The 25,885-nt window shown below is 69.9% G+C and carries 23 protein-coding genes; 15 read left to right on the top strand and 8 right to left on the bottom strand.

Annotated features, from left to right (window positions below; genetic code table 11):
• Nucleotides 1-98 precede the first annotated feature (98 nt).
• The 6 genes from BMZ47_RS18165 (at nt 99) to BMZ47_RS18140 (ending at nt 9,860) form a co-directional block, all read left to right on the top strand.
• A complete protein-coding gene (locus BMZ47_RS18165; protein ID WP_280142738.1) occupies nt 99-2,015 on the top strand; it encodes a glycoside hydrolase family 15 protein in 1,917 nt (638 codons plus the stop codon).
• Nucleotides 2,012-4,087, top strand: coding sequence for a transketolase (gene tkt, locus BMZ47_RS18160; RefSeq protein ID WP_007562438.1), 2,076 nt, complete (start codon nt 2,012-2,014; stop codon nt 4,085-4,087). The genes BMZ47_RS18165 and tkt overlap by 4 nt, the downstream gene beginning before the upstream one ends.
• Nucleotides 4,088-4,368: 281 nt before the next feature.
• Nucleotides 4,369-7,215, top strand: a complete 2,847-nt coding sequence (locus tag BMZ47_RS18155) for a bifunctional transaldolase/phosoglucose isomerase (protein WP_091863684.1) — start codon at nt 4,369-4,371, stop codon at nt 7,213-7,215.
• 54 nt (nt 7,216-7,269) lie between these two features.
• On the top strand, nt 7,270-8,250 hold the full coding sequence (gnd, locus tag BMZ47_RS18150) for a phosphogluconate dehydrogenase (NAD(+)-dependent, decarboxylating) (protein WP_007562434.1): 981 nt from the start codon (nt 7,270-7,272) through the stop codon (nt 8,248-8,250).
• A 25-nt stretch (nt 8,251-8,275) separates the two neighbouring features.
• Nucleotides 8,276-9,001 (top strand): 6-phosphogluconolactonase, encoded by a 726-nt coding sequence (pgl, locus tag BMZ47_RS18145; RefSeq protein ID WP_091863683.1) that lies wholly within the window; start codon nt 8,276-8,278, stop codon nt 8,999-9,001.
• A 337-nt stretch (nt 9,002-9,338) separates the two neighbouring features.
• Complete coding sequence (locus tag BMZ47_RS18140; RefSeq protein ID WP_091863682.1) at nt 9,339-9,860, top strand: cysteine dioxygenase family protein; 522 nt, start codon at nt 9,339-9,341, stop codon at nt 9,858-9,860.
• 106 nt (nt 9,861-9,966) lie between these two features.
• Here BMZ47_RS18140 and BMZ47_RS18135 read toward each other — a convergent pair whose 3' ends face one another.
• Nucleotides 9,967-10,428, bottom strand: a complete 462-nt coding sequence (locus BMZ47_RS18135) for an Lrp/AsnC family transcriptional regulator (protein ID WP_007562427.1) — start codon at nt 10,426-10,428, stop codon at nt 9,967-9,969.
• Nucleotides 10,429-10,466: 38 nt separating this feature from the next.
• Entirely contained in the window at nt 10,467-11,606 is a 1,140-nt protein-coding gene (locus BMZ47_RS18130) for a 2'-deoxycytidine 5'-triphosphate deaminase (RefSeq protein WP_091863681.1), read from the bottom strand.
• Between the two features lie 263 nt (nt 11,607-11,869).
• On the opposite strand from BMZ47_RS18130, the gene apaG reads away from it, so the two are divergent.
• Genes apaG through speG form a run of 3 tightly spaced genes read left to right on the top strand, consistent with a single transcriptional unit; the run spans nt 11,870 to nt 14,030 of the window.
• Nucleotides 11,870-12,262 carry a Co2+/Mg2+ efflux facilitator ApaG/CorD gene (gene apaG, locus BMZ47_RS18125; protein ID WP_007562424.1) on the top strand — a complete coding sequence of 131 codons (393 nt, stop codon included), beginning with the start codon at nt 11,870-11,872 and terminating at the stop codon, nt 12,260-12,262.
• 35 nt (nt 12,263-12,297) lie between these two features.
• Nucleotides 12,298-13,467 carry an acetylornithine deacetylase gene (gene argE, locus BMZ47_RS18120; RefSeq protein ID WP_091863680.1) on the top strand — a complete coding sequence of 390 codons (1,170 nt, stop codon included), beginning with the start codon at nt 12,298-12,300 and terminating at the stop codon, nt 13,465-13,467.
• The gene (gene speG, locus BMZ47_RS18115; RefSeq protein WP_007562420.1) at nt 13,464-14,030 is read left to right on the top strand and encodes a spermidine N1-acetyltransferase; all 567 of its coding nucleotides are present in this window, start codon (nt 13,464-13,466) and stop codon (nt 14,028-14,030) included. Before argE ends, speG begins: the two co-directional genes overlap by 4 nt.
• A gap of 45 nt (nt 14,031-14,075) precedes the next feature.
• Here the strand turns inward: speG and BMZ47_RS18110 are convergent, their stop codons facing one another.
• From BMZ47_RS18110 to BMZ47_RS18095, 4 genes are all read right to left on the bottom strand, one after another.
• A complete protein-coding gene (locus tag BMZ47_RS18110) occupies nt 14,076-15,218 on the bottom strand; it encodes a hypothetical protein (protein WP_091863679.1) in 1,143 nt (380 codons plus the stop codon).
• A 172-nt stretch (nt 15,219-15,390) separates the two neighbouring features.
• Entirely contained in the window at nt 15,391-16,395 is a 1,005-nt protein-coding gene (locus tag BMZ47_RS18105; protein WP_047170784.1) for an Hsp33 family molecular chaperone, read from the bottom strand.
• A 308-nt stretch (nt 16,396-16,703) separates the two neighbouring features.
• Nucleotides 16,704-17,684, bottom strand: coding sequence for an ornithine carbamoyltransferase (gene argF, locus BMZ47_RS18100; protein WP_091863678.1), 981 nt, complete (start codon nt 17,682-17,684; stop codon nt 16,704-16,706).
• Nucleotides 17,685-17,863: 179 nt separating this feature from the next.
• Nucleotides 17,864-19,054, bottom strand: coding sequence for an aspartate aminotransferase family protein (locus tag BMZ47_RS18095; protein WP_007562412.1), 1,191 nt, complete (start codon nt 19,052-19,054; stop codon nt 17,864-17,866).
• A gap of 283 nt (nt 19,055-19,337) precedes the next feature.
• On the opposite strand from BMZ47_RS18095, the gene BMZ47_RS18090 reads away from it, so the two are divergent.
• From BMZ47_RS18090 to BMZ47_RS18070, 5 genes are all read left to right on the top strand, one after another.
• Complete coding sequence (locus tag BMZ47_RS18090) at nt 19,338-19,811, top strand: RidA family protein (RefSeq protein WP_007562410.1); 474 nt, start codon at nt 19,338-19,340, stop codon at nt 19,809-19,811.
• A 2-nt stretch (nt 19,812-19,813) separates the two neighbouring features.
• On the top strand, nt 19,814-20,563 hold the full coding sequence (locus BMZ47_RS18085; RefSeq protein WP_091863677.1) for a glycerophosphodiester phosphodiesterase family protein: 750 nt from the start codon (nt 19,814-19,816) through the stop codon (nt 20,561-20,563).
• Nucleotides 20,560-20,988, top strand: coding sequence for a lysozyme inhibitor LprI family protein (locus tag BMZ47_RS18080; RefSeq protein ID WP_091863676.1), 429 nt, complete (start codon nt 20,560-20,562; stop codon nt 20,986-20,988). The genes BMZ47_RS18085 and BMZ47_RS18080 overlap by 4 nt, the downstream gene beginning before the upstream one ends.
• 215 nt (nt 20,989-21,203) lie before the next feature.
• On the top strand, nt 21,204-22,481 hold the full coding sequence (locus tag BMZ47_RS18075) for a GNAT family N-acetyltransferase (RefSeq protein ID WP_091863675.1): 1,278 nt from the start codon (nt 21,204-21,206) through the stop codon (nt 22,479-22,481).
• Nucleotides 22,478-23,635, top strand: coding sequence for a M20 aminoacylase family protein (locus BMZ47_RS18070; protein ID WP_091863674.1), 1,158 nt, complete (start codon nt 22,478-22,480; stop codon nt 23,633-23,635). Before BMZ47_RS18075 ends, BMZ47_RS18070 begins: the two co-directional genes overlap by 4 nt.
• 9 nt (nt 23,636-23,644) lie before the next feature.
• On the opposite strand, the gene BMZ47_RS18065 is transcribed toward BMZ47_RS18070, so the two are convergent.
• Nucleotides 23,645-24,199: a TetR/AcrR family transcriptional regulator gene (locus BMZ47_RS18065; protein WP_091863673.1), complete on the bottom strand. Its 555-nt coding sequence runs from the start codon at nt 24,197-24,199 to the stop codon at nt 23,645-23,647.
• Between the two features lie 5 nt (nt 24,200-24,204).
• A complete protein-coding gene (locus BMZ47_RS18060) occupies nt 24,205-24,672 on the bottom strand; it encodes a nuclear transport factor 2 family protein (protein WP_091863672.1) in 468 nt (155 codons plus the stop codon).
• Nucleotides 24,673-25,269: 597 nt separating this feature from the next.
• Here BMZ47_RS18060 and BMZ47_RS18055 point away from each other — a divergent pair.
• On the top strand, nt 25,270-25,872 hold the full coding sequence (locus BMZ47_RS18055) for a PAS domain-containing protein (RefSeq protein ID WP_091863671.1): 603 nt from the start codon (nt 25,270-25,272) through the stop codon (nt 25,870-25,872).
• Nucleotides 25,873-25,885: the final 13 nt, after the last annotated feature.

Below are 25,885 nucleotides of genomic sequence, written 5' to 3'. Positions count from 1 at the left end.
ATCCGACGGCGCATGAGGTCAGGCTTGGCTGTCCGCACGAAGCCTCTGGACCTCGCAACCGGGCGTCCTAGGTGCGTTGCAGCGGATGGCCGGGGCGCCTGGCTCCGCGCTGGAGCCGGGGCCGGATGGCTGCACGCATCGAGGATTACGCACTGGTCGGCGATTGCCGCAGCGCCGCGCTGATCAGCCGGCAGGGCAGCGTCGATTGGCTGTGCTGGCCGCGCTTCGATGCCGCCGCCCTGTTCACGAGCCTGCTCGGCACCGAGGCGCACGGCTTCTGGAAGATTTTCCCCGAGGCCGAGAATGTCGAGACCAGCTGGGCCTACCGCCCGGGGAGCCTCGTGCTGGAGACCCGGCACAAGACCCGGCTCGGCGAGGTCCTAGTCACCGATTTCATGCCGGTCGGCGACGGCTCCCACCTCGTGCGCCTGGTCGAGGGCGTGCACGGGCGCGTCGCCATGCGCATGGAGATGGCGGTGCGGTTCGATTACGGCTCCGCGGTGCCCTGGGTCTCCCGCTCGGAGCTGGGCGACCTGCGCGCGGTCTCGGGTCCGCACAAGGTCGTGCTGCGCACCGATGTCCACCTGAAGGGGTCGGACGCGCAGACCACCGTGTCCGAGTTCACCGTCCATGCCGGCGAGCGGCACCGCTTCGTCCTGAGCTACGGCGCCTCCCACGAGGACGACCCGCACCCGATCGAGCCGCGCAAGACGCTCGAGGCGACCGACCAGGCCTGGCGCGAATGGTCGGCGCGCTGCGCCGGCGGCACGGCCTGGGACCGGATGCTGCAGCGCTCGCTCCTGACCCTCAAGGCGCTGATCTACGAGCCCACCGGCGGCATCGTCGCGGCGCCGACCGCGTCCCTGCCCGAGGGGCTCGGCGGCGAGCGCAACTGGGATTACCGGTTCTGCTGGCTGCGCGACTCGACCCTGACGCTGATCGCCCTGATGGACGGTGGCTACATCGACGAGGCGCGCGACTGGCTGGGCTGGCTGCTGCGGGCTGTGGCCGGCAACCCGGAACAGGCGCACATCCTCTACGGCATCGCCGGCGAGCGGCTGCTGCCGGAGATCGAGCTCGACTGGTTGCCCGGCTACGAGAACTCGCGGCCCGTCCGGATCGGCAACGCCGCCGCCTCGCAGTTCCAGATCGACGTCTACGGCGAGCTGTTCGACGCGCTCTACCAGGCCCATGCCCGGGGCCTGCCGATCAGCAAGGACGGGTTGCGGGTCGGGCTGGCGATCCTCGGCCATCTCGAGAAGGCCTGGCGGGATCCGGATGAAGGCATCTGGGAGGTCCGCGGCGGGCGGCGCCACTTCACCCATTCGAAGGTGATGGCCTGGGTCGCGTTCGACCGGGCGCTGCGCATGCACGAGATGCACGAATCGGGCGCCACCGAGGAACAGGCCGCGCGCTGGCGCGCCGTCCGGGACGAGATCCACGCCGAGGTCTGCGCGAAGGGCTTCGATCCCGCGCTCAACAGCTTCGTCCAATCCTACGGGTCGAAGGCGCTGGACGCGAGCCTGCTGCTCATCGCCCATACCGGCTTCCTGCCGCAGGACGATCCCCGGGTGGTCGGCACCGTCGAGGCGATCGGCAAAGGCTTGATGCGCGACGGCTTCATCCTCCGCTACGAGACCGAGGGCCAGACCACCGACGGCCTGTCCGGCAACGAGGGGGCGTTCCTGCCCTGCACGTTCTGGTATGCGGACAACCTGATCGGCCTCGGCCGGCGGGACGAGGCGCGGGCGCTCATCGAGCGCTTGCTCGGCATTTGCACCGATCTCGGCCTGGTCAGCGAGGAATACGACGTGCAAGCCAAGCGCCTTGTGGGTAACTTCCCCCAGGCGTTCACCCATGTCGCGCTCGTCAACACGCTGCTCAGCTATACGCGCGGCGAAGGGCCGGCGGATCGGCAGGGTGGTAAGGCCAACGGAGCCCCTCCCGCCGTCCTTCGGCAGCGTGAAGCCGACAAGCGGCACGCAAGAGGCGAACTGGAAGACGCGACATCATGAGCGGCGCAGATACCCCCACCAAGGCGGATTTCGCTGAGATCGACACGCTCAGCATCAACACCATTCGGACGCTCGCGATCGACGCGGTGCAGAAGGCCAATTCCGGCCATGCCGGCGCGCCGATGGGCCTCGCCCCGGTCGCCTACACGTTGTGGAACCACTACCTCCGCTACGATCCGGCCCATCCGCACTGGCCGAACCGCGACCGCTTCGTGCTGTCCTGCGGCCACGCCTCGATGCTGCTCTACGCGCTCCTGCATCTCGCGAATGTGGCCGAGAGCGACGGCGGCAACGCGCCCGCGGTGACCCTGGAGGAGATCAAGAAGTTCCGGCAGCTCGACAGCCGGACCCCGGGCCATCCGGAGTATCATTTCACCACCGGCGTCGAGACCACCACGGGCCCGCTGGGCCAGGGCGTGGCGAACTCGGTCGGCATGGCGATCGGCGGCCGCTTCCTCGGCTCGCGCCTCAACCGGCCCGAGCTGCCGCTGTTCGACTACAACGTCTACGCGATCTGCTCGGACGGCGACCTGATGGAAGGCGTCGCCTCCGAGGCCGCCTCGCTGGCCGGCCACCTGCGGCTCGCCAACCTCTGCTGGATCTACGACGACAACACCATCACGATCGAGGGCCACACCGAGCTGGCTTTCGGCGAGGAGGTCGCGACCCGGTTCCTGGCCTATGGCTGGCAGGTGCTGCGGGTGGCCGACGCCAACGACCTGCACGCAATCTCGGGCGCCCTCGAGACGTTCCTGGCCACCCACGACCGGCCGACCCTGATCGTCGTCAAGTCGGTGATCGGCTACGGCGCCCCGAAGAAGCAGGGGACCCCGAAGGCGCATTCGGACGCGCTGGGCGAGGACGAGGTCAAGGGCGCCAAGCGCGCCTATGGCTGGCCCGAGGACGCGCAGTTCCTCGTGCCGGACGGTGTGCACGAGAACTTCCGCGACGGGATCGGCAAGCGCGGCGCCGCCCTCTACGATGCCTGGCAGGAGCTGCTCGCCAAGGCGCGGGCGGCCGATGCCGACCATGCCGAGGATCTCGCCGCCCTGCTGGAAGGCCGCCTGCCCGACGGCTGGGACAAGGACATCCCGTTCTTCGAGCCCGACGCCAAGGGCATGGCCACCCGGGAATCCTCCGGCAAGGTGCTCAACGCCATCGCGCAGCACGTGCCGTTCATGCTCGGCGGCTCGGCCGATCTGGCGCCGTCCAACAAGTCGAACCTCACCTTCGAGGGCGCCGGCTCGTTCGGACCGTTCTCGCCGGGCGGGCGCAACCTGCATTTCGGCGTGCGCGAGCACGCGATGGGCTCGATCGTGAACGGGCTCGGCCTCTCCGGTCTGCGGGCCTACGGCGCCACCTTCCTAGTGTTTGCCGACTACATGCGCCCCCCGATCCGGCTGGCCTCGCTGATGGAGCTGCCGATCTTCCATATCTTCACCCACGACTCGATCGGCGTGGGCGAGGATGGGCCGACCCACCAGCCGGTGGAGCAGCTCCTGTCGCTGCGCTGCATCCCGGGCCTCGTCACCCTGCGCCCGGCCGACGCCAACGAGGTCGCCGAGGCCTACCGGGTGATCTTCTCGCTGAAGAACCAGCCGGCGGTGCTGGCGCTGTCGCGCCAGCCGCTGCCGACGCTGGACCGCACCAAGTACGGCGCCGCCGCCGGCACCGCCAAGGGCGGCTACATTTTGGGCGATTGCGACGGCACCCCGGAGGTGATCCTGATCGGCACCGGGTCGGAGGTGCAGCTCTGCGTCAGCGCCTACGAGGCCTTGAAGGCCGAGGGCGTGAAGGCGCGCGTCGTCTCGATGCCGTCCTGGGACCTGTTCGAGCGTCAGGACGAGGCCTACCGGCATTCCGTCCTGCCCCCCGCCGTCAAGGCGCGGGTCACCGTCGAGCAGGGCAGCATGATCGGCTGGGACCGCTACGCCGGCACGGAGGGTACGGTCATCGGCATGAACACGTTCGGGGCCTCCGCGCCGATCAAGGACCTCCAGACCAAGTTCGGCTTTACCCCCGACAAGGTTCTGGAAGCCGCCCGGGCGCAGCTGGCCAAGCATAAGGCATAACGGGCGTGCGCGGCGTGATCCGTTGCCCCGATCGGGGCTTGGGCGGTGATCGTCGCACCGGGCGCGTGTCCCCCCTCTCGAAGGGAGGGGGACAGGGTGAGGGGTGGGACTTCTGCGGAAAGGTCTCGACCCTCACCCCAACCCACTCCCACACGGGAGAGGGGCCTGTCGCGGCCGGTTCTGCCGGCCGTGGCCCTGATCGGTAGGAACCAAGGCCTGCCTATCGGCGAATCAGAGCGTTCCGGACGAGAGAACGCGGTACGGGACAACGAGGAACCGACATGAACGCGCTCAAGGCCCTGCACGACGAACAGGATCAGGCGGTTTGGCTGGACTTCGTGGCCCGGGGCTTCATCCAGAAGGGTGAGCTGAAGCGCCTCGTCGAGCAGGACGGCCTGCGCGGGGTGACGTCCAACCCGTCGATCTTCGAGAAGGCGATCGGCCACTCGGACGAGTACGATGCCAGCCTGAAGGCCGTGCAGGAGACCGGCGACAGCCGGGTCATCGACCTCTACGAGGGCCTGGCGATCGCCGACATCCAGGCCGCCGCCGACGTGCTCCGCCCGGTCTACGAGGCGAGCGACGGAGCGGACGGCTATGTCAGCCTCGAAGTGTCGCCCTACCTGGCGCTCGACACCGAGGCGACCCTCGTCGAGGCGCGGCGCCTGCACAAGGCGGTCGCCCGCGACAACCTCATGGTGAAGGTGCCGGCCACCCCCGAAGGCATCCCGGCGATCCGCCAGCTGACCAGCGAGGGCATCTCGATCAACGTGACGCTCCTGTTCTCGCAGGAGGCCTACGAGGCGGTCGCCCGCGCCTTCATCGACGGGCTCGACGAACGGGCGAAGGCCGGCCACGACGTATCGAAGGTGGCGAGCGTCGCGAGCTTCTTCATCAGCCGGATCGACGTGCTGGTCGACAAGCTGCTCGACGAGAAGATCGCCGAGGCCAACGACCCTGACGAGAAGGCGGCGCTCGGCCAGCTCAAGGGCAAGGTGGCGATCGCCAACGCCAAGCTGGCCTACCAGCGCTACCGGAAGATCTTTTCCGAGGCGAAGTGGACGGCCCTGGCCGAGAAGGGCGCTAAGGCGCAGCGGCTGCTCTGGGCCTCGACGGGCGTGAAGAACAAGGCCTATTCCGACGTGCTCTATGTCGAGGAGCTGATCGGGCCGAACACCGTCAACACCATGCCGCCCGCCACCATGGACGCGTTCCGCGACCACGGCACCGTGCGGGCGACGATCGAGGAGGACGTGCCGGGCGCCGAGGCCGTCATGGCCCGGCTGGCCCGCGCCGGCATCGACATCGAGGCGGTGGCCGAGCAGCTGGTGAAGGAGGGCGTGCAGCTCTTCATCGACGCCGCCGACAACCTGCTCGGCGCGGTCGCCGGCAAGCGCGCCGCGCTCCTCGGCCAGCGCCTCGACGGCCAGAGCCTCGTCATGGACGACACCCTCGCGGCCGAGGCGAAGAAGACCGTCGAAGCCTGGCGGGCGAGCGGCGCGATCCGCCGGCTCTGGGCCGGCGATGCCACGGTCTGGTCCGGCCACGACGAGGCGAACTGGCTCGGCTGGCTGCATATCGTCGAGGACGAGCTCAAGAAGGCCGCGGACTACGCCACCTTCTCCGACTGGGTGAAGCAGGAAGGCTTCACCGATGCGGTCGTGCTGGGCATGGGCGGCTCCAGCCTCGGCCCCGAGGTGCTGAGCCTGACCTACGGCCAGCGCGAGGGCTTCCCGAAGCTTCAGATCCTGGACTCGACCCATCCGGATCAGGTGCGCGCGCTGGAGGCGAGCATCGATCTCGGCCGGACCCTGTTCATCGTCTCGTCCAAGTCCGGCTCGACGCTGGAGCCCAACGTGTTCCGCGACTACTTCCTGGGGCGCGTGAAGGAAACGCTGGGCGACCGGGCGGGCGACCATTTCGTCGCCGTGACGGACCCTGGCTCCGATATGGAGCGCGCCGCGCAATCCGATAAATTCAAGAAGATCTTCTACGGCGTGAAGCAGATCGGCGGCCGCTACTCGGTGCTGTCGGCTTTCGGCCTGGTCCCGGCGGCCGCCCTCGGCCTCGACGTGAAGGCGCTCTTGGAGACGGCCCGGATCATGGTCCGCTCCTGCGGGCCGGTGGTGCCGCCGGCCCAGAACCCGGGCGTGCTGCTCGGCACCGCGATGGGCGCGGCCGGTCTCGCCGGCCGCGACAAGGTGACGGTCATCGCCTCGCCGGGCATCGACAGCTTCGGCGCCTGGGCGGAGCAGCTCATCGCCGAATCGACCGGCAAGCAGGGCAAGGGCCTCGTGCCCGTGGACGGTGAGCCGGCGAGCGTCCCGGCGGTCTACGGCCGCGACCGGTTCTTCATCTACCTGCGCCTCGACGGCCAGGCGCAGGAGGCCCAGGACGAGGCCCTGCGCGCCCTGGAGCGCGACGGCCATCCGATCGCCCGCATCACCCTCGACTCGATCGAGCAGCTGCCGCAGGAATTCTACCGCCTGGAAATGGCCACCGCGGTGGCCGGCGCGGTGCTCGGTATCAACCCGTTCGACCAGCCCGATGTCGAGGCCAGCAAGATCGAGACGAAGAAGCTGTTCTCGGAGGCCGAGCGCAACGGCGCCCTCCCCGCCGAGACGCCGCTGTTCGAGGACGACGCCATCGCCCTGTTCGCCGACCCGAAGAACGCCGAGGCCCTGCCCCAGGCTTCCGACGGCCTGGAAGCGGCGTTGAAGGCTCAGGTCGCCCGCCTGAAGGACGGCGACTATCTCGGGCTCCTCGCCTACGTCCCCCGCGACGCGAAGACGGCCGGCATCCTCCAGGAGGCCCGGCTTGCGGTGCGCGATGCCCGGAAGGTCGCGACCTGCCTGGAATTCGGGCCGCGGTTCCTCCACTCGACCGGCCAGGCCTACAAGGGCGGCCCGAACACCGGCGTGTTCCTTCAGATCACCTCGGCGCCATCCGAGGACCTGCCGATCCCCGGCCGGGCTCTGGGCTTCAGCACCGTGGTGGCCGCGCAGGCGCGCGGCGACTTCGCGGTGCTGGCCGAGCGCGGCCGCCGGGCGCTGCGGGTCCATATCAAGGGTGATCTCGAGACCGGGCTGAAGCGCATTGCGGCGGCGCTGAAGGCCGCGGTGGCCTAGGCGACGACGCGCCCCGCGCCGCGACGGCGAGGGGCAATCCTGAGGAGATCAAAGATGCAACTCGGCATGATCGGCCTCGGCCGGATGGGCGGCAATATCGTCCGGCGCCTCCTGCGCGACGGGCACACGGCCGTGGTGTTCGACCAGAACCCGGCGGCGGTGGCCGGACTGGTCGAGGCCGGGGCAATCGGCGCGTCGAGCCTGGAGGATCTGGTCTCCAAGCTCGAAGCCCCCCGCACCGCCTGGGTGATGCTGCCGGCGGGCGCGATCACCGAGGAGGCGGTCACCACTTTGGGCGGCCTGATGCAGGCGGGCGATTGCATCATCGACGGCGGCAATTCCTTCTACGGCGACGACGTGCGCCGGGGCATCGAACTCAAGGCCAAGGGCCTGCACTACGTCGATGTCGGCACATCGGGCGGCGTCTGGGGGCTGGAGCGCGGCTATTGCATGATGATCGGCGGCGACACCGAGACCGTCGACCGCCTCGACCCGATCTTCAAGACCCTGGCGCCGGGCATCGGCGACATCCCGAAGACGCCGGGCCGCGAGGGCCGCGACCCGCGCGCCGAGCAGGGCTACATCCATGCCGGGCCGACCGGGGCCGGCCACTTCGTCAAGATGGTCCATAACGGCATCGAGTACGGCCTGATGCAGGCCTATGCCGAGGGCTTCGACATCCTGAAGCACGCCAATTCGGAGGCGCTCCCGGCCGAGCGCCGGTTCGACCTGAACATGGGCGACATCGCGGAGGTCTGGCGGCGCGGGAGCGTTGTCTCCTCCTGGCTCCTCGACCTGACCGCCCAGGCCCTGGCCGGCGACGAGAGCCTCCACGATTTCTCCGGCTACGTGGAGGATTCGGGCGAGGGCCGCTGGACGATCAACGCCGCCATCGAGGAGAGCGTCCCGGCGACGGTGCTGTCCGCGGCCCTGTACCGGCGCTTCCGCTCCCGCGAGCAGGAGAGCTACGCCGACAAGCTGCTCTCGGCCATGCGCAAGGGCTTCGGCGGCCACCAGGAACCGAAGAAGTCGTGAGGCCGGGAAACGCCGAGATTCGCCGATGAGCCTTCCCACCGGAACCCACGTCCTGCCCGATCCGCAGGCGGTCGCCCGCGAGGCGGCCGAGCGACTGATCGTGGCCTGCAGCGAGACCGAATCCGAGCGGATCGCGATCTGCCTGGCCGGGGGTTCGACCCCGAAGGTGCTCTACGGCCTGCTCGCCGGGCCGGACTACGCCGCCCGGGTGCCGTGGGAGCGGATCCACTGGTTCTTCGGCGACGACCGGGTGGTCCCCTGGGACGATGAGCGCAGCAACGTCCGGATGGTCCGCGAGGCGTTCGGCCACGGATCCCGGATCCCCGCGACCCACCTGCATTTCATCCCCTCCGACGCGGGCGCCGAAGCCGGGGCGCGGGCCTACGAGCGGATCCTGCTCGACTTCTATGGGGCCGACAGGCTCGATCCCGCCCGTCCGCTGTTCGATCTCGTCCTGCTCGGCATCGGCGAGGACGGGCACACCGCGTCGCTGTTCCCCGGCAAGCCGGCGCTCGGCGAGACGGACCGGCTGGTCGCTCCGGTAACCGAGGCCGGCCTGGAGCCGTTCGTGCCGCGCATCACCCTGACCTTCCCGGCCCTGGCCTCCTCGCGGCACGTTCTGTTCCTGGTGACCGGTGCCGGCAAGCGCCGCGCCTTGGCCCGGCTTGCCGCGGGCGAGGCATTGCCCGCCGGCCGGGTGACCAGCCAGGGCGACGTGGCCTGGCTGCTCGACGAGGCCGCCGCCGGCTGAGCCCCCGACCGCACATTCCGGTCTGATCCGGCGGCGCTGCCCCGGGGCGCGCCGACGGATCGATCGTGCTGCGCGCGCGACGATGGTGCGACGGGCCGCGAACGGATCGACCGGTCACCCCATCGACTCGTCCGCGGCGTCGTTGCGTCGGTAAGCCCCCTCGCGCCAGCAAACAGCGGGTTTGTCGACCGTCGGGAAACGGGTTTCGGCTCTCCCGCGATTTGACGAAATGTCATTGCTCGCCCGGGCGATCCGAGCCCGAACTTCGCAATCCGTCTCCGGCCCCGCCGCGCTAGGCTTCGCCCAGCCTGACGGAGGGCATTTGAGGAGGCCGCGCATGACCCCGCTGACCCAGCCGGCTGACGTCGAAGCCATGATGGCGGATCTCGCTCTCTCGGCTGAAAGCTCCGCGGAGGCCTATCTGGCCTCGGCCCGGGCGACCCTGCTGAAGATCCTGGCGCGGCCCGATCTGCTGGACCGGACGCGACTGGTCGCGCCGCCGGGAGGGCTCGGCCGCAACCTGTTGTTCGGCACGCGGGCGATCAGCGTCTGGGCCATGGTGTGGAGCCCGGGAGCGGTCACGCCGGTCCACGACCACCATTGCTCCTGCTGCTTCGGGCTGCTCAACGGCAGCCTGCGGGAAACGTGGTATCGCCCGATCAGCGACACCCACGCGGTCGCGACCCTGGATGCGGTCCGGGTCCCCGGCTACGTGGCCTGCATGATGCCCACCGGCCCGAACCTGCACCGGATCGCCAACGCGGGTCCGGACACGGCGATCTCGATCCACGTCTACGGCTACGATCACCGGGAGCAGGCCTCGTCGATCCACCGGACCTACGAGGTCGCGCCGGGGTGATGTGAGGCCCGCGCCGCCATGGCCGGGGCAGCGCGCGGTTTCAGCGCGCCGGGGTGCCGCGTCGCGCTCGCGATGACGGGGGCGCCGACGCTCCAGGTCGAAACCGTCAATCCATGTAGATCGTCGGCACGGCGGTCGTGTACTTCATCTCCTCCATGGCGATGGACGAGGACAGGTTCGAGAATTCGAGCTTGGCGATGAGCCGCTGGTAGACGGCGTCGTAGGCCTCGATATCGGGCACGACGATGCGCAGCAGGTAGTCGATCTCGCCGGTCAGGCGCCAGGCCTCGACGATTTCCGGGAAGCCCGCGACGACCCGGCGGAACGCGTCGGACCAGTCGGCCGCGTGGCGCGGCGCCTTCACCGCCACGAACACCGTCGTCGGGACGTTGACCTTCCGGCGATCCACCAGGGCGACCCGGCCCCGGATCACCCCCGACGCCTCCAGCTTCTTGACCCGGCGCCAGCACGGGGCGGCGCTCACCCCGACCCGCTCGGCCAGCTCGGCGACCGGCAGCGTCGCGTCCTGCTGAAGGACGTCGAGAATCTTTCGGTCCACCGCGTCCATGCGAAAGCTGCTCCCGCGCGGGGTCCAGGCTGCCGGGGCTACAGGAAGAAGTGCTTCGAGAGCTTCAGCCCCTGGGCCTGGTAATTCGAGCCGGCCCCGGCGCCGTAGAGCGTGCCGGGGATGGCCAGCATGCGCTCGTAGACGAGCCGGCCGACGATCTGGCCGTCTTCCAGCAGGAACGGCACGTCGCGCGATCGGACCTCGAGCACCGCGCGGGCGCCCGCGCCGCCGGCTCCGGCATGGCCGAAGCCGGGATCGAAGAAGCCGGCGTAATGGACCCGGAACTCGCCGACCAGGGGATCGAACGGCACCATCTCGGCGGCGTGGTCCGGGGGGACCTGCACCGATTCCTTCGAGGCCAGGATGTAGAACTGGCCGGGATCGAGGATCAGGGCGCCCGAGCCGTCGGCCGGCAGGGGCTCCCAGAAATCCACGGCCCGGTGGCGACCCGGGGCGTCGACATCGACCAGCCCCGTATGGCGCTTGGCCCGGTAGCCGATCAGGCCATCGAACCCGGACAGGTCCACCGAGACCGCGACGCCGCCCTGGAAGGACGGGGCGTCGGAATCGACCAGCGGGGAGCGCAGATGCAGCTGGCCGAGTTCCGCCTCGGTGAGGCGCGGCGAACCCTGGCGGAACCGAATCTGCGACAGGCGCGAGCCGGTCCGGACCAGGACCGGAAAGGTGCGCGGCGAGATCTCGGCGTAGAGGGGCCCGGTATAGCCGGGCTCGACCTGATCGAACGCCTCGCCGCGGTCGGTGATCACCCGGGTGAACACGTCGATGCGTCCGGTGGAACTCTTCGGGTTCGCGGCCGCGGCCAGGTCACCGGGCAGCGCCAGGCTTTCCTGCAACTCGGCGATGTAGACGCAGCCCGTCTCCAGCACCGCGCCCGGCCGCAGGTCGATCCGGTGCAGCGACAGGCGCTCGACGCAGGCCTGGACCGTGCGGGCGGCGCCGGGAAGGAAGCTGGTCCGGACCCGGTAGGCCGTGGCGCCGAGGCGCAGGTCGAGACTGGCCGGCTGGATCTGGTCGCCCGCGAAGGGCTCGGCCGCGCGGATGCCGCCCGTCCGGGCCAGGGCCGCGATCGCCTCGGCCGGCAGGATGCCGGAGCGGGTCTCTACGGCCGAATCGGTGGCCTGCGAATCGGCGGCATCCATGCCTGCGCCCGCGTTCATCGCGCCTCGACTCCTTCGCGCGCCTCCGGGTGGATCCGCGTCCGGGAACGTTCTCCGCCGGGACTGGCTAATGCCGGCTTAATCCTATCGGCGCAGACCCGGGTCGGCGACCGCGATGCCCGTCCGACCGGCCTGCGGCATCATCCGCGCGAGGTAGTCCGCCGCAATTGACGGCGATTTCACCGCCCACTACCACCGCCAGTGAAGCGTGTTCAATCCGTGTTCATCGGATCGCACCGTTCGAAGAAGGGCCTTATAGGGCGATGTACAAGGCCGAGACGCGAGGAATTCGAGTGACCGTTCAGCCTCGCTTCGTCGAGGAGGAATCCTCGCCGAATGAGAGCCGGTATTTCTTTGCCTACACGGTCGAGATCGTGAACACCGGCAGCGAGCAGGTCCAGCTGCGCTCCCGCCATTGGCGCATCATCGACGGGCACGGGGCCTGCCAGGAAGTGCGCGGGACCGGCGTGGTCGGCAAGCAGCCCGTGCTGGAGCCGGGCGAGTCCTTCTGCTACACCAGCGGCTGCCCGCTCAACACGCCCGATGGCCTGATGGCCGGCAGCTACACCATGGCGACGGTGGCCGGCGAAAGCTTCGAGGCCGAGATTCCCGCCTTCTCCCTCGACAGTCCGCACGTCCGCCGCAGCCTGCACTGAGGTCCCGAGCCCGGGGCTTCGCTCCGGAGGGATTTATGTCTGGGATCGGCGAGCGGCTCAGCCCGCTCGACATGCTCGCCCGCCTCGTGTCGTTCGATACCGAGAGCGACAAGTCGAACCTCGCCCTGATCGATTCCGTCTGCGCCTATCTCGACGGCTGGGGTGTCCCGTATCTCCGCCTGCCGAACGCCGCCGGCGACAAGGCGGCCCTGTTCGCCACGATCGGCCCGATGGTCGAGGGCGGCGTCGTCCTCTCCGGCCATACCGACGTGGTCCCGGTGGCGGGCCAGGCCTGGACCAGCGACCCCTTCACCCTGCGGGTCGCCGACGGCCGGGCCTATGGGCGCGGCGCCGTCGACATGAAGGCGTTCGACGCCCTGGCGCTGGCCCTGGTGCCCGACATGCTGGGCGCCGATCTCAGGCGGCCGATCCACATCCTGCTCTCCTACGACGAGGAGACCACCTGCCTCGGCTCGATGGATGCGATCACGCGGTTCGGCGCCGACCTGCCGCGGCCTAATGCGGTGATCGTCGGCGAGCCGACCGGGATGGAGGTTGCCGACGCGCACAAGAGCATCGTCACCTGCCTGACCATCGTGCACGGCCACGAGGCCCATTCGGCCCGGCCGGCGCTCGGGGCGAACGCGGTGGCGGCGGCCTGCGAGCTGGTCGCCGGCCTCAGCCGGATCGCCGACCGGATGGTCGAGCGCGGCGACGCTTCGGGACGGTTCGATCCGGCCGCCACCACGATCCATGTCGGCACGATCCAGGGCGGCACGGCCCGCAACATCCTCGCCAAGGAGTGCCGCTTCCACTGGGAGTATCGCGGCCTGCCCGACCTCGACCCGGGCGAAATCCCGCGCCTGTTCGCCGAGGAGGTCGAACGGGTGACGCGGGAGCGCCTGAACCGGTACGGTGATTACGGGCGAATCGAGACGATCGAGGAGGTCGACATTCCCGGGCTCGCACCCGAACCCGGCTCCGAGGCCGAGCGGCTGTGCCTGCGGCTCGCGGGGCGCAACCGCACCATCGCGGTGCCCTACGCCACCGAGGCCGGGCGGTTCCAGCGGGCCGGGATCCCGACGGTCGTGTGCGGACCCGGCGACATCGCCCAGGCCCACCAACCCGACGAATTCATCACCCTCGACGCGCTCGGCAAGGGCGAGCGGTTCCTGAGGGCCCTGATCGAGGCTTCCGCGTCATGAACGCGCTTACCGGCATCACCATCAAGCTGCGACCGCTGGAACGCGAGGACCTGCGCTTCGTCCACCAGCTCAACAACAACGACAGCATCATGCGCTACTGGTTCGAGGAGGCCTACGAGTCCTTCGCCGAACTGCAGCAGCTCTACGAGCGCAACATCCACAACCAGACCGAGCGCCGCTTCATCGTGGCCGATCCGAGCGGCGAGCCCGCGGGCCTGATCGAGCTCGTCGAGATCAATCACCTGCACCGGCGCTGCGAGTTCCAGATCGCGATCCACCCGAGCTTCCAGGGCCGGGGCTATGCCTGGCAGGCGACCCGGATCGCCATGGATTACGCGTTCAGCGTCCTCAACATCCACAAGCTGTACCTGCACGTGGACCGGGACAATGCCCGGGCGGTGCGCATCTACGAGCGCTGCGGCTTCCGGCCCGAGGGCGTGCTGAAGGACGAGTTCTTCGTGAACGGCCGCTATCGCGATGCCGTGCGGATGTGCCTGTTCCAGCCGGATTATCTGAAGGCCCGCGGCGGCGGCGACATCGCCGAGCCGGTGCTGAAGGTCTGACCCGATGATGCGGGAGGGGCCACCGAGGCCCCTCCCCATTCGTGCTCAGTTGCGGCCGGCGCCGGACTCGCGGCCGGCCTTGCCGGCGCCCTGCGCTGCGCCGCCCTGAGACGGGCTGGCATTCATGCCGCCGCGCTCGGCGCCGCCCATCCGGCCGCTGTCGGTGCCGGCCGGCCGCGCGCCGCCCTGCGGGTCACCGCGCTCCGAGGCGTTGCGGATGCCGTCCTGCTGGCCGCCCCGCATGTCGCTGTTGCGGGTACCGTCGTTCCGGCCCTCGCGATTGGCGGCCCGGTCCGTGTCGCGCCCTTCATTGCGCACCGCGTTGCGGGTTCCGTCGCGCGCGTCGCGGCGGTCGCTGCGGATGCCGGCGCGGGTCTCGGTCCGGAAGCTGGCATTGACCGTGCCGCCGCCGCTCAGCCGGCGATATTCATCCGAACCGTAGCGCACCCGCTGGCCGCGGATCGTCACGAACCGCTCCTCGCGCACCGATACCAGACGGCGGTATTCGGGCGAGCCGTAGACGACGCGCTGGCCCCGGATGGTCACGAAGCGCTCGCGCGGTCGGCTCTCACGGGTGCTGACAAGGCGGCGGTACTCGGGCGAGCCATAGAGGACGCGCTGGCCGCGGATCACGACGTAGCGGACCCGGGGGCCGCGATTCTCGGTGACGATGAGGCGCCGGTACTCGGGCGAGCCGTACACGACCCGGCGACCGCCGATGAACACGAACCGGCCCTCGCGGCGCAGACCGCCTTCGACCCGATCCGACCGGATATCGGTCCGGCGCTCCGTACGGCTCTCCGTCCGGCCACGGATATCGGCGCGGTCGCCCCGTTCGGCGCGCGCGCCATCCCGGTCACCGCGCGGATCCCGCTCGGCGCGGTCGCCGCGGCGCTCGCCGGCTTCCGGGCCGGCTCGGCCGCGATCCTGGGCCATCCGGTCGCCGGATTCCCGCCCGCCATCCCGGCCCTGCGCGGCCCGTCCGGTTTCGGCGCCGGCGCGACCCGAGGCAGCCTGGTCGCCATTCTGCGATCCGCTCCGGTCGGCCCCGCTCCGCATGCTCGATTCCGAGCCGCCCGCCCCGGCCCGGCCGGCCATCCCGCCACCGCGATCGGCTCCCGCCGATTGCTGCGCATAGGCCGAGGTGCTGATCAGCAGCGCGGCCAACCCGATCGACAACGTTCGCATGGCGTCTCCTCCGATATTGAAGCAGCCACGCAACGTCGAAGGTCCGGAAACGGTTCGGTTCGCGATCCTCAAAAATTCACGCAACGAATACTGATGCATCCGCGTTTCGCGTGCAGAAGCTTGGCCGTTGTTGGCCGAAGAGCCGCGCCGATCGTACGCGCGGCCCGGGCCTCTACTGGTTCGGCTGCGCGCCGATCTCGGCCTCGACCTCCTGCGGGTCGAGATCGTAGCGGCGGGAGCAGAATTCGCAGGTGATGACGATGCGCCCGTCATCCGCCACGATGTCGCGCCGCTCCTCGGGCGAGAACGAGCGGATCATGCCCATGACGCGCTCCCGCGAGCAGCGGCAGGCCTCGTGCACCGACTGGCGGTCGAACACCCGCACGCCCCGTTCGTGGAACAGCCGGTAGAGCAGGCGCTCGCTCGACACGCTCGGATCGACCAGCTCATGATCCTCAACGGTGCCGACGAGCGAGCGCGCCTCGACCCAGGCATCGTCCTCGACCGCCTGCCCGGACAGGTGCGTGTGCCCCTCCGGGATGTCGCCCGGCGGCAGGTCTGCGAGGCGAGCCCGGTCGATCGACTGGGGCAGGAACTGCACGATCAAGCCGCCGGCGCGCCAATGCCCGGCGCCCTCCTCCACGGCCTCGGCGACCGCGAGGCGCACCTGCGTGGGGATCTGCTCCGACTGGCGGAAATACTGGTGCGCGGCCTCCTCCAGGCTCTGACCCTCCAGGGCGACGACGCCCTGGTAGCGGCTGGCGGCGGAGCCCTGGTCGATGGTCATGGCCAGATGGCCGGCACCGATCAGGTCGGCATCCTTCAGCGGACGCGCGCCCAGGGCCGCAACCTTTTCCGCGTCGAACCGCGCGGTGGCGCGCAGGCGGTCGGGCGCCTCGAAATCGACCACGATCATCGCCACCGGGCCGTCGGTCTTGGTCTGGAGCTGGAACCGGCCCTCGAACTTGAGCGACGAGCCGAGCAGCACCGTCAGCGCGGCGGCCTCACCCAGGAGCCGGGCGACGGAATCCGGGTAGCCGTGGCGGCGCAGGATCGTGTCCACCGAGGGCCCCAGCCGGACCAGGCGCCCGCGCACGTCGAGCGCCTCGACCGCGAAGGGCAGCACGGCGTCATCCGTACCGCCATGGCCGTTGCCGACAGGTTGCCCGGCCTGCATCTGGGATTGCGACTCTGGTCCTGAGGTCATGCCCGCTCCGATCGATACGCCCGGCTCCGGCGGCGGCCGCTCCGACGTGCCGGGGCGCAGATCCCGCTCCGGCGAGGAGCGGGATGGCGTGAGGAACAGGGCCCGTTCGGAACGATCTGATCCCTCACCCCGCCCGCGCCCGCACGGGAGAGGGGGCGCGTCGCGCCACATCCGTCGCCGGGGTGCTGCCGTCCGGCAGCCGTGATGGGGAGGCGGGCCGCGAGAGCCGCCCGCTCACCCCCATATGGGGCGCGGTCCCGAAAAGCGCGAGCCCGGGATCAGGGCGTGCCCGCGCCCAGGCACCAGGCCAGGATCCCCTTCTGCGCGTGCAGGCGGTTCTCGGCCTCGTCGAACACCACGGAGCGCGGCCCGTCCATGACGTCGGCCGTGACCTCCTCGCCGCGATGGGCGGGCAGGCAGTGCATGAAGATCGCGTCCGGGTTGGCGGCCGCCATCAGCTTGGCGTTCACCTGGTAGGGGCTCAGCAGGTTGTGGCGGTGACCCTCGTCGTCGTCGCCCATCGAGACCCAGCAATCCGTCACCACGGCATCGGCGCCCTGGACGGCTGCGAAGGCGTCGGTGGTGACGTTGATCTTCGCGCCCTCGCGCTTGGCCCAGGCGACCAGAGCCGGCGGGGGCGCGAGTTCGGGCGGGCTGGCGATGTCGAGGCTGAAATCGAGCCGCGCGGCGGCGTGGACCCAGCTCGCCAGGACATTGTTGGAATCGCCGGACCAGGCCACCTTGCGGCCCTTGATCGGCCCGCGATGCTCCTCGAAGGTCATCACGTCGGCCATGATCTGGCAGGGATGCGAGACCTTGGTCAGGGCGTTGATGACCGGCACGGTGGCGTACTCGGCCAGTTCCAGCATCTGACCGTGGTCGAGGATGCGGATCATGATCGCGTCGACGAAGCGCGACAGCACCTGGGCGGTGTCGCCGATGGTCTCGCCCCGGCCGAGCTGCATCTCGGATCCGGTGAGCATCAGGGTCTCACCGCCGAGTTCGCGCATCGCCACGTCGAACGAGACGCGGGTGCGGGTCGAGGGCCGGTCGAACACCATGGCGAGGGTCTTGCCCACGAGCGGGCACTCGGCGGCGCGCTCGCCCTTGCGGCGGCGCGCCTTCATGGCGGCGCTCGCATCGAGCACCCCGCGCAGCTCCGCCCCGGAGAAGTCCTTGAGGTCGAGGAAGTGGCGGGGGCCGGCACCGTTCAGGTGCGGGACTGGGGCACGCGCCCGGCCGTCAATCTGGGCTTTCATCGCGTCACGTTCGCTAGAGCCTGCTCCACGATCACCTGATCATGAACGACACTCTATCTCCTGGTGAGGGGCATTCTCGTCACGCGCGGCGGGGATCGACCGCACCCGAAAATGCTTCGCACCGCCCTGCGCCGGAACGCGGCGCAGGGCGGTGATTCTGAAACTGCGGGATCGACGTGCTATTCGGCGGCCCCGCGCAGGGCTTCGAAGGATGCGGCGGCCTCGTCGAGCCGCCGGACCGCCTCGTCGATCTCGCTGTCGCTGACGATCAGCGGCGGCAGCAGGCGGACGATGTTGTCGCCGGCCGGGATGACCAGGAGATGGGCAGCCCGGGCGGCGGCGGCGAAATCGGTGTTCGGCACGCCGAGCTTGAGGCCGAGCATCAGGCCCTCGCCGCGGATCTCCTGGAAGACATGCGGGTGGCGGTCGCGCAAGGACGCGAGCTTCTGCTTGAGCAGGAGCCCGGCATGGGCGACGCGGTCGAGGAAGCCGTCCTCCAGCACCACGTCGAGCACGGCGTTGCCCACCGCCATGGCGAGCGGGTTGCCGCCGAAGGTGGTGCCGTGGCTGCCGGCGGTCATGCCGCGGGCCGCCTCGCGGGTGGCGAGGCAGGCGCCCATCGGGAAGCCGCCGCCGATGCCCTTGGCCACGCTCATGATGTCCGGGGTGATGCCCGACCATTCATGGGCGAACAGCTTGCCGGTGCGCCCGACGCCGGTCTGGACCTCGTCCATGATCAGCAGGAGGCCGTTCGCGTCGCAGATCTCGCGCAGGCGGCGCAGGTCCGCATGCGGGATCACCCGCACGCCGCCCTCGCCCTGGATCGGCTCGATCATCAGGGCCGCCGTTTCCGGGCCGATCGCGGCCTCCAGCGCGGCGTAGTCGCCGGCCGTGACCTGGTCGAATCCGTCGACCTTGGGGCCGAAGCCCTCGATGTATTTCTGCTGCCCACCGGCCGCCAGCGTCGCCAGGGTCCGCCCGTGGAAGGCGCCCACGAAGGTGACGATCCGGTAGCGCTCCGGATTGCCGCCGGCGGCGTGGTACTTCCGGGCGATCTTGATCGCCGCCTCGTTGGCCTCGGCCCCCGAGTTGCAGAAGAACACCACGTCCGCGAAGGTCGCGTCCACCAGGCGGCGGCCGAAGCGCTCGCCGCCCGGGATCTCGAACAGGTTGGATGTGTGCCAGATCCGGCTGGCCTGCTCGGTGAGCGCGCCGACCAGGTGCGGATGCGCGTGGCCGAGGCCGTTGACCGCGATGCCGGCGCCGAAATCGAGGTATCGCTCCCCGGCTTCCGTCACGAGCCAGGCGCCCTCGCCGCGCTCGAAAGCGAGCGGCGCGCGGACGTAGGTCGGCAGAAGGGCTGACGTCACGGATCCCGTCTCCGTCGTTGTAAAGGCTTGGAGCAAGCGTTAGCCGGCTCCAAATGAAAGTGCCGCCTCGTCATGGGCGGCACGCGCGCGATTACTATGAATCAACCGCCTCCTGTCAACGTTGCAGGGACCATGCCGTTCGCCCGGCCGCTCTGCGCGAGGCTTGCGCGGACCGGATTTCAGTGACGCCTTAACGGGCTAGTCCGCTTGGCCTATCCCCTTGCGCGGCGGGGGGCGGGCATGCTCCTGCTCCCGCAGATTCGAGTCAGCGCGGGAGAATCGCATGAGCACGATCAAGGACCGTCTCGAGAAGCTGGGCCTCACCCTGCCGAAGGCGGCGGCACCGGTGGCGAATTACGTGCCGTTCGTCCGCACCGGCAATCTCGTGGTCATTTCCGGCCAGGTCTGCTTCGGGCCGGACGGGACCATCGCCCCCGAGCACAAGGGCAAGGTCGGCGGCAACGTCTCGGCCGAGGCCGGCAAGGCGGCGGCCCGGCTCTGCGCCCTCAACGTGCTGGCCCAGCTCGAGGCCGCGGTGGGCGACCTCGACCGCGCCCTGGAGCAATGCGTCCGACTCGGCGGCTTCATCAACGCCGCGCCCGGCTTCTCCGCGGTGGCGGGCGTGATGAACGGCGCCTCGGACCTCATGGTCGAGCTGCTGGGCGATTGCGGCCGCCATGCCCGCTCGACGGTCGGCGTCGCCGAACTGCCCCTCGACGCCGCCGTCGAGGTCGAGGCGATGTTCGAGGTCCGCTAGACGTGGCCGCTCCCGACTGGCTCACCGCGCGGCCGATCGCGCATCGCGGGCTGCACGACCGCGCGGCGGGCCGGCCGGAAAACACCCTGGCCGCCGCCCGCGCCGCTGTGGCGGGCGGTTTCGCCATCGAGTGCGACGTCCAGCTGAGCGCCGACGGCGAGGCCATGGTGTTCCACGACGCCGCGCTCGGCCGGCTCACCGGGGCGAGCGAGGCGATCGGTGCCAAATCCGCAGCCGAGCTGGGCACGTTGTCCGTCGCCGGGACCTCTGAGACGATCCCGACCCTGGCGGACTTCCTGGCGGCGGTCGCCGGGGCGGTGCCGGTCGTGATCGAGGTCAAATCCCGCTACGACGGCGATCCCCGGCTGGCGGCCCGTGCGGCCGAGCTGGCCGCCGCCTATGGCGGTCCCGTGGCGCTCAAATCCTTCGATCCGCAGGTGATCGCGGCTCTGCGCGACCTGTGCCCGCCGGCGATGCCCCGCGGGATCGTCGCCGAGACAACCCAGGACGACCCGGCCTATGCCGCGATGCCCTGGGCGACGCGCCGGGCCTTGTCGAACCTGCTCCATTTCGCCGACAGCCGGCCCGATTTCCTGTCCTGGCGGGTCGATGATCTGCCCTGCGCGCCGACCTACCTGTGCCGGCTCCTCAGCCGCATCCCGGTGATGGCCTGGACGGTGCGGAGCGAGGATCAGCGCGCCCGCGCGGGCGCACACGCCGATCAGATTGTGTTCGAGGGTTTCGTTCCATGACAGCGACGATCGCGGTGCGCCGTCGGATCGTCGGGGCGGCGGCCGGCCTCGCCGCAATCCTGCTCGCGTCGATCCCCGCTTTGGCGGCCGATCCGTGCGAGAGCATGGTCCAGTCCGACCTCAACGAATGCGCGCGTGCCGATTATCGCACCGCCGACGCCGCGCTGAACGCGGTCTATGTCCAGCTGATGAAGAAGGTCGGTCCGAAGACCAAGGACGCGCTGCGGGCTGCGCAGAAGGCCTGGCTCTCGTATCGGGATGCGACCTGCGCCCTCGAAACCATGGGCCTGGAGGGCGGCTCCGCCTACCCGATGGAATTGAGCGGCTGCCTCAAGGGGCTGACGGATGCGCGCACCAAGGCGCTGACGGCATATCTCGCCTGCAAGCCGGATGACGTGAACTGCGTCGGCGCATTCCAGGAGTAGGCCGGGGTCGAACGCGAGGGGCTCGGTGCGCGGCCGCCTCCGCAGGCCCGGTCCAGGCGCGCCCGGACGATCACATCGTCGCGCCGGGTTCCGGCAGCCGCCCATCGCCCAGCTGCGCCAGAGGGCGTGACGCGACCGGCGATCTGACAAGGCCGCCGGGCAGCCGCGCGCATCCGCCCGCTTGCCCGGCTGCCGACCCCGGTTAGATTGAGCCCATGAAGCAAGAACCCGGGCCGGCGCCGGAGACTCCCACACTCACCGTGCGGGCGATCCCCGGCTTGAAGGAGATCGGCGCGGCGGCCTGGGATGCCTGCGCGTTCTCCCCCGAGACCCTGGCGGCGGGCGACGAGACCCACAACCCGTTCGTCTCGCACGCCTTCCTGTCGGCGCTGGAGGAATCCGGCTGCGTCTCGCGCAAGACCGGCTGGCTGCCGCTTCACGTGTCGGTGGAGCGCGACGGCACGCTGCTCGGCCTGGCACCCTGCTATCTGAAGTCCCACAGCCAGGGCGAATACGTGTTCGATCACGGCTGGGCCGACGCCTACGAGCGGGTCGGCGGCTCCTATTACCCGAAGCTGCAGGTGAGCGTGCCGTTCACGCCCGTGACCGGTCCGCGCTTCCTGATCGCCCCGGACGCGGATCCCGATGAGGCCACCGCCGGCCTCGTCGCGGGCCTGCGGGCGCTGCGGGGCGAGACCAAGGCGTCCTCGGTCCACGTCACCTTCATGCGCGAGGCCGAGTGGGACCGGGCCGGGGCGGCGGGTTTCCTCCAACGGACCGACCAGCAGTTCCACTGGGAGAATGACGGCTACGCGAGCTTCGACGATTTCCTCAACGCCCTCGCCTCGCGCAAACGAAAGAACATCCGCAAGGAGCGGCGCGACGCGCTCGCGCCCGGGATCACCGTCGAGCACCTGACCGGCGCCGCCATCACCGAGGCCCATTGGGACGCGTTCTACGCCTTCTACATGGACACGGGCGCGCGCAAATGGGGGCGCCCCTACCTCAACCGCCGGTTCTTCTCGATCCTGTCGGAGCGCATGGCCGACCGGGTCCTGCTGATCATGGCCAAGCGGGACGGCGCGTACATCGCCGGCGCGATCAACCTGATCGGCGACACGGCGCTCTACGGGCGCAACTGGGGCTGCATCGAGGACCACCCGTTCCTGCATTTCGAGATCTGCTACTATCAGGCGATCGATTTCGCGATCAGCCGCGGCCTAAAGCGGGTCGAGGCCGGGGCGCAGGGGGAGCACAAGCTCGCCCGCGGCTACAAGCCGGTGCTGATGCACTCCGCCCACGACATCGCCGATCCGGCCTTCCGCCGCGCGGTGGCCGATTACTTGCAGCGGGAGCGCGCCCACGTCGCCGAGGCGGTGGACGTCCTCGACACGCTCACGCCGTTCCGGCGGACGGCCGAGGTCCGCGCGCCCGGAGCATGCGACGCCGCGGCAGACCCCGCACGAAACGCCCCCGAGAGCCCGAACACATGAGCCCCATCGACCACATCAAGACCTTTGCCGACGAGCTGACGGCCCTGCGCCGTGACCTGCACGCCCATCCGGAACTCGGCTTCGAGGAGGTCCGCACCTCCGGCATCGTCGCCGACCTTCTGGAGACGTTCGGCTGCGAGGTGCATCGTGGGATCGGCGGCACCGGGGTGGTCGGGCTGCTCAAGGGCCGCACCGACAACGGACGGCGGATCGGCCTGCGCGCCGACATGGATGCCCTGCCGATGGATGAGGAGACCAACCTCCCCTATCGCTCGACCTATCCCGGCAAGATGCACGCCTGCGGCCATGACGGCCACACGACCATGCTGGTCGGCGCCGCCCGTTACCTCGCCGAGACCCGCAACTTCGACGGCACCGCGGTCTTCGTGTTCCAGCCGGCCGAGGAGGGCCGCGGCGGCGCCCGGGCGATGCTCAAGGACGGGCTGTTCGAGAAATTCCCCTGCGACGAGATCTACGGCCTGCACAACCAGCCGGGCGGCCACGGGCGGATCAAGCTGCGCCCCGGCCCGGTCATGGCGGCGGCCGACTTCTTCGACATCCACATCCGCGGCACGGGCGCCCACGCGGCCCAGCCCCATGGCGGCAACGACCCGATCATCATCGCCACCGGCCTCGCCCAGGCGCTGCAGTCGATCGTGTCGCGCAACGCCGACCCGCTGAAGTCGATCGTGCTGTCGATCACCCGGATCGAGGCGGGCACCGCCTACAACGTCATCCCGGAGACGGCGCACCTGGCCGGCACGATCCGCACCTTCGACAAGGAGATCCGGGCGCTGGCGGGGACCCGCATGCGCGCGATCGCCGCCGGCTTCGCGGCCGCCTACGGGGCCGAGGTCAAGGTCGAGATCCACGACATGTTCTCGGTCCTGGAGAACGCCCCCGAGCAGGCCGCCGCCGCCACCGCGGTCGCGACCGAGCTGCTCGGGGCCGCGAATGTCGAGCCGAACGCCGTCCCGAAAATGGGCAGCGAGGATTTCGCCGACATGGCCCAGGTGGTGCCGGCCGCCTATGTCTGGCTCGGCTCCAACCCGGGTCCGGGGCTGCACAACGCCAGCTACAATTTCGACGATTCGATCATCCCGATCGGCAGCGCTTTCCTCGCCCGGATGGTCGAGAGCCGCACCGCCGCCTGAGGCGGCCGCTCAACCCGCTGCGGTCGCCATCCGCGACCGCAGCGTCGCCAGGGCGCGCGCGAAGAGCGCGGGCTGATCGAGCGCCCGAGCCAGCACGATCGCTCCCTGGATCTGCGCGACGACCTCTTCCGCGAGCGCCGTGCTCGCGGCCTCGTCCTGCCCCGACCTCCGCAGGGCGTCGGCCAGGGCGGCGACCCAGCGGGCGAAGTAGCCGCGCACCGCCTCGGCGAACAGGTCGCGGCTCGTGCCCAGAGCCAGCACGCCGACCAGGCAGACCCGTTGCCCGGACCGGAAATAGCTCGCGACGGAATCGAACATGTCCGAGATCGCCTGCTCGGGCGGATCCCGTTCGCGCAGCGGACGGTACAGGTTGGTCTCGAACCAGGCGTCGATCTCCTCGAGGACGCAGGCTGCCATCTCGGCCTTGCCGCCCGGGAACAGGTGATACAGGCTGCCCTTGCCCAGGCCCGTCGCTTGGCTGATCAGCGCGAGGCTGGCACCCGCATAGCCGTGCTCGCGGAACACCTCCGCGAGCGCCGGCAGGATCTCGGACCGCGCCGTCACTGCTTCTAGAGGCCGAGGTCGCTCAGGCCCGGGTGATCGTCCGGGCGCCGGCCCAACGGCCAGTGGAATTTCCGGTCGACTTCCGCGATCGGCAGGTCGTTGATGCTGGCGATCCGACGCCGCATCAGCCCGTTCGCATCGAAGTCCCAGTTCTCGTTGCCGTACGAGCGGAACCACTGTCCCGCCGCATCGCGCCACTCGTAGGCGAAGCGCACGGCGATCCGATTGCCGCCGAAGGTCCAGAGTTCCTTGATCAGCCGGTAATCGAGCTCGTGCGCCCATTTCCGCTGGAGGAAGGCCACGATCGCCTCGCGTCCCGTCAAAAACTCGCTGCGGTTCCGCCAGACGCTGCCCGGCGTGTAGGCCAGCGACACCCGCTCCGGGTCGCGCCCGTTCCAGGCATCCTCGGCCATGCGGGCCTTCTGCGCGGCGGTCTCTTCGGTGAAGGGCGGAAAGGGCGGGCGGTCCGACATCGCGCGTGTCCTCGTGATTTTTGTACCGATCGGTACAAAGTTGTCTGCCGTCTGCTCCGTCGTGTCAACTGATCGCTTTCTCCCGTCAGACCAGGCCATGCTGAGCAAGCGAACCCGAAGTGATCGGCGATTCAGGTTCGCCTGCGCCGCAAGAAGAGCCAGCACAATTGCGATTTCGGTCTCCTTCCCGCCGTCGACAGCCAAGCCGATCGGTGCGACTCTTGCCCGCAAAGACCGCGCGGAGCGGGAGCGGGTGGGACAAACGGGGAGGCCTATGACGCCGGATGTTCGGGAATCGCGGGCGGCTTTGATCCTGCTCGCGGCGGTGGTCGGCGCGGTTCTGCTGTTCGGTGCGTTCACGTTGATCACGCAGATCGGCTGAGGCCGTTGTCGAAACGTACAACTCTCGGGCGTTCGCGCTGCCGGGAGAACGCCGCAAGCCGCGGGCTGCTCGCGCCAAATTGTCTCGCTGCGTCAGTAGAATGACCGGGAGGGAATTGGGGTTGCGCTGTTGAGTTAACCACCTCTTAATTCCATCAAGGGTTGTATGACTGCGAGGGATGCGTGCGAGGGGCACGCCGGTTTCGGAGGTCGCCCATGGTTGTTGACGCGATCAAGCGCACGCGCGGCTTGCCGGTCGATCTGTCGGCAGCCCTGGACGCTTCCGGCGTCATCGGTGCGTGGTCGTGGTCGCCCCGCTCCGAGCGCTGCATCCTGGATGCCGGCGCCGCCGAGGTGCTGGCGGGCGATCCCGGCTTGGCCGGCCGGCCGATCCCCCTGGAGATCGCCCGATCCTGCATCCATCCCGAGGACCGCCCGGCCCTGGTGCGCCATTTCCAAGCCGTATGTGAGCGCGGCGGCCCGTTCGTGGCCGAGTACCGCACCCTGTCGCCGTCCGGTCAGGTCCGGTGGATCCTCGACCGCGGCCGCGTGCCCGCGAGTGCCTCGAGCCGACGGACCGGGCACGGCCTGATCATCGACGTGACCGACAGCCGGCGCGACGCCGATCAGGATGTCGCCGCGCGCATCGAGCCGCTGGACGCGCTGTCGGTGGCGATCGACCGGGCCATCGAGTGCAGGGATGCGCTGGAAGGCGTGGCGGATTCCGAGCTACAATTGCTGATCGATATGCTGCTGCTGCGCCTCGGCCAGAGCATCGCCAAGGCGCCAGTCGGCAACGGGGGCCGGCGCGGCCATTGAGGGGCCGGGCGAC

Source organism: Methylobacterium brachiatum, from assembly GCF_900113845.1.
Lineage (GTDB): Bacteria > Pseudomonadota > Alphaproteobacteria > Rhizobiales > Beijerinckiaceae > Methylobacterium > Methylobacterium brachiatum.
Note: the sequence above shows the minus strand (reverse complement) of the source record. Positions and strands in the feature narration are given on the sequence as shown.

Coding starts and splice junctions, on each gene's coding strand:
- tkt (WP_007562438.1), top strand. CDS start 2,012: ATGAGCGGCGCAGATACCCCCACCAAGGCGGATTTCGCTGAGATCGAC.
- BMZ47_RS18155 (WP_091863684.1), top strand. CDS start 4,369: ATGAACGCGCTCAAGGCCCTGCACGACGAACAGGATCAGGCGGTTTGG.
- gnd (WP_007562434.1), top strand. CDS start 7,270: ATGCAACTCGGCATGATCGGCCTCGGCCGGATGGGCGGCAATATCGTC.
- pgl (WP_091863683.1), top strand. CDS start 8,276: ATGAGCCTTCCCACCGGAACCCACGTCCTGCCCGATCCGCAGGCGGTC.
- BMZ47_RS18140 (WP_091863682.1), top strand. CDS start 9,339: ATGACCCCGCTGACCCAGCCGGCTGACGTCGAAGCCATGATGGCGGAT.
- BMZ47_RS18135 (WP_007562427.1), bottom strand. CDS start 10,428: ATGGACGCGGTGGACCGAAAGATTCTCGACGTCCTTCAGCAGGACGCG.
- BMZ47_RS18130 (WP_091863681.1), bottom strand. CDS start 11,606: ATGAACGCGGGCGCAGGCATGGATGCCGCCGATTCGCAGGCCACCGAT.
- apaG (WP_007562424.1), top strand. CDS start 11,870: ATGTACAAGGCCGAGACGCGAGGAATTCGAGTGACCGTTCAGCCTCGC.
- argE (WP_091863680.1), top strand. CDS start 12,298: ATGTCTGGGATCGGCGAGCGGCTCAGCCCGCTCGACATGCTCGCCCGC.
- speG (WP_007562420.1), top strand. CDS start 13,464: ATGAACGCGCTTACCGGCATCACCATCAAGCTGCGACCGCTGGAACGC.
- BMZ47_RS18110 (WP_091863679.1), bottom strand. CDS start 15,218: ATGCGAACGTTGTCGATCGGGTTGGCCGCGCTGCTGATCAGCACCTCG.
- BMZ47_RS18105 (WP_047170784.1), bottom strand. CDS start 16,395: ATGCAGGCCGGGCAACCTGTCGGCAACGGCCATGGCGGTACGGATGAC.
- argF (WP_091863678.1), bottom strand. CDS start 17,684: ATGAAAGCCCAGATTGACGGCCGGGCGCGTGCCCCAGTCCCGCACCTG.
- BMZ47_RS18090 (WP_007562410.1), top strand. CDS start 19,338: ATGAGCACGATCAAGGACCGTCTCGAGAAGCTGGGCCTCACCCTGCCG.
- BMZ47_RS18080 (WP_091863676.1), top strand. CDS start 20,560: ATGACAGCGACGATCGCGGTGCGCCGTCGGATCGTCGGGGCGGCGGCC.
- BMZ47_RS18075 (WP_091863675.1), top strand. CDS start 21,204: ATGAAGCAAGAACCCGGGCCGGCGCCGGAGACTCCCACACTCACCGTG.
- BMZ47_RS18070 (WP_091863674.1), top strand. CDS start 22,478: ATGAGCCCCATCGACCACATCAAGACCTTTGCCGACGAGCTGACGGCC.
- BMZ47_RS18060 (WP_091863672.1), bottom strand. CDS start 24,672: ATGTCGGACCGCCCGCCCTTTCCGCCCTTCACCGAAGAGACCGCCGCG.
- BMZ47_RS18055 (WP_091863671.1), top strand. CDS start 25,270: ATGGTTGTTGACGCGATCAAGCGCACGCGCGGCTTGCCGGTCGATCTG.